This is a genomic window from Photorhabdus kayaii, assembly GCF_025384895.1.
GTDB lineage: Bacteria > Pseudomonadota > Gammaproteobacteria > Enterobacterales > Enterobacteriaceae > Photorhabdus > Photorhabdus kayaii.
In genome coordinates this window covers 1-2,525 of the sequence record NZ_JAJAFZ010000153.1, presented here as the reverse complement: position 1 = coordinate 2,525, position 2,525 = coordinate 1, and the positions used below count along the sequence as shown (strand labels likewise).

The window sequence follows — 2,525 nt, the reverse complement described above, 5'->3', positions numbered from 1 at the left end:
CCCACCGCGCGTTGGGTATTTCTGGCCTTTGAAGGGATCAACACCTTTGAATTTCAAGAACATAAAATGGTGACAGGAATGCAATCTTACCACCATGAGCTTTTGAGTTTATTAGGCGCACAATATAAAGCGGTTTATTCCTGAATTAGGTGCGGAATGAAGGGTTAATGTCACCACTAAGATTCAAAGGGTCCGGCGATAAGTACTGGCCGTATCATTATCGTAATCTGTCATTCCGCAGCTATATCTGTAATATACTGATTTAAAATCGTTTGTATAAAATTTATGCATTTGTTAATTCTTAATTAAAACAACAAATTATGAATGCGGTGCGGAATGTCGGGTAATATCTAAAGCGATTGTAGAGAGTGGATTAGCTGTCTGAACGAGTAATCCATAAGGCCGGAAGATCACTGAGATCTTTCCGGCTTTTTATTATTTACTTCAATTAAAATGATTTAAGCCATTCATAATGAAATTCTTTTTGTTCATCTGGATCAGTTACTAAATTTAAATCATCGAAATCAAATGTTTTGACTATATCTTCACGTGTGGCTTGTTTGCCTAATGTGCATTCATAGGCAACCATGCCTAAAGACATCTGTCTTGACATATTAGATGGATATACATTCCTTTTTGCACCTTTGCAAAGAAAGGTTATATCTTTTAACTCTTTCCTTGCTTTTAAAAAACAAGAGAAAAAATCAAAGTCACTAACTTCTACTCGACAAGTTCCATTTATGAGAATCTTCATGTGGCATTCAGAGCTGGATGAGGTAAGTAAATATAATTCGGCTTCCCCTTTATTACCGTTCTCTATTGTTTTAACTGTTATTTTTTTTATGCTCATTTCGGTCCATACCTTTGCGGGTTTAAGATACTATAATTAGCAAAATTACCAGAAGCATCAACAGGTGTTGCACCCAATATATTTTTAGGGCTAACTCCGCCAGGCACAGCAATTTCTAATTCTTTAGGGAATGGGGAATCTTTACCTAAAACGGCGTTTACATCTATGCCATTTTTCGTTTTCATAGCATATACATATCCATTCTCAGTATAAAATTGCGAGCCGTATTCAGCAGCCATATTAGGAGATTTTGTAGTGCTAATAAAATTACTAGGTGGGTCGTAATTATCTTTTGCATGTCTGTATAAGTCTGTGCTTATTCCCTGAGGCTGAAATCCTTCTTTGAAAACGACATCAGGTTCTCTGGAATCTTCCCTATAAGATACAATATCTGGACACTCTGTTAATCCCAGTGGGTCTTAGGGACTGCCCCGACACGACCATACTTTTTGGCCGGGATTTCTTATTTAATAACAACCTGTTAAAGAGCCACTCCGTCCCACTGCACTCACCGCCGCGAACCCAAAACCCCGATGTGCACTTTGCCGATGTTAGCTCACTTTTTCCCCGATGTCAGTGCCGGGTTTCAGCTCGCGTTGCCTGCGCCGCTGACGTGGGTTGTCCGGGTGCGGGCTGATAAGGCCGGAAGATCACAAGGATCTCTCCGGCTATTCATATCTAACTCAGTGATTATCGTTTTTATAAGAAATAGATATGTATGACATACCTGATCTAGTATCTGCTATAGACTCAATACTTCCCCATGGAAAATAAAGTTTCTCTGATGAACCAAATAGTGATTTTAATAAATCATCATTGATCAATTTATTTCTCATTTGGTTTTCATTGGTAAATACATTGATTTTATTTTCTATTTCCTTATCGAACGGAAGCAATTCAATATAAATGAGAAATTCATCCTGAAAAACAGCGTTGACAATATAATTTATATTAAAAAACAATACATTATCGATAGAGTAACGAATTCTATTTCCAAAAATATAAATTTTTTCTGGATTAAGCTCTGATGTTTTTTCTAGAAAAATATCTTTTTTAGTTAATGGATTAATTATTATTCCATTTAAATTCACATTACCATTAGCGTATATCATTTTAACTTCACCGAATATAAAGGTTCTAAAATTCCATCGTATTTTTTAATAACTATTTGAGGTAGTCCACCAGGACCAGCATGAGGGTTAGCTCTCACTATACCAAAGGCAGCAGGTGTATCTTCCAGAACTCTATAGGCTGTCATACCTGGCCTGTATCCGAAATCTTTATGAGGTATTACCTGTAATCCTTTAAACACACCTTCTTTAGAGTATCCACTCCTCTCAACCGCTCTAACGGTTGTGTAGAAACTTCCTTGGCCTGGTGCACCAGACATCAATATTGTGCCTTTCTTGACTGTGATATCGCGGAAACGATCAACGCCGGGATAATCGCCTTGTCCTTGCCAGCTTCTAGCAAAGTCTGATGGTGATTGAGATTCAGCCCCTGAACATCCCTCTAATCCGAGCGGGTCAATCCAATTGACCGGATCATGGACATAGCTGTACGGGTTAACGCCACCACTAAGATTCAAAGGATCCGGCGATAAGTACTGGCCTGTATCACTCTCGTAATAACGGTGCCGATTATAAAATAAACCGCTTTCCGTGTCTTCATATTG

General features: G+C 38.2%; 4 protein-coding genes. All 4 read right to left on the bottom strand.

The window, feature by feature from the left end; genetic code table 11:
• Nucleotides 1-448: 448 nt before the first annotated feature.
• Complete coding sequence (locus LGZ98_RS23430) at nucleotides 449-850, bottom strand: hypothetical protein (protein WP_262978693.1); 402 nt, start codon at nucleotides 848-850, stop codon at nucleotides 449-451.
• Nucleotides 847-1,239, bottom strand: coding sequence for a scabin-related ADP-ribosyltransferase (locus LGZ98_RS23425; protein WP_262978694.1), 393 nt, complete (start codon nucleotides 1,237-1,239; stop codon nucleotides 847-849). Before LGZ98_RS23425 ends, LGZ98_RS23430 begins: the two co-directional genes overlap by 4 nt.
• A 294-nt stretch (nucleotides 1,240-1,533) precedes the next feature.
• Nucleotides 1,534-1,962, bottom strand: a complete 429-nt coding sequence (locus tag LGZ98_RS23420; protein ID WP_262978692.1) for a hypothetical protein — start codon at nucleotides 1,960-1,962, stop codon at nucleotides 1,534-1,536.
• A partial coding sequence (locus tag LGZ98_RS23415; RefSeq protein WP_262978691.1) for an RHS repeat-associated core domain-containing protein occupies nucleotides 1,959-2,525 on the bottom strand: 567 nt, incomplete at its 5' end. The genes LGZ98_RS23420 and LGZ98_RS23415, both read right to left, overlap by 4 nt.

Bases quoted from the DNA above. Each gene is read 5' to 3' on its own strand.
- LGZ98_RS23430 (WP_262978693.1), bottom strand. From the start codon at position 850: ATGAGCATAAAAAAAATAACAGTTAAAACAATAGAGAACGGTAATAAA.
- LGZ98_RS23420 (WP_262978692.1), bottom strand. From the start codon at position 1,962: ATGATATACGCTAATGGTAATGTGAATTTAAATGGAATAATAATTAAT.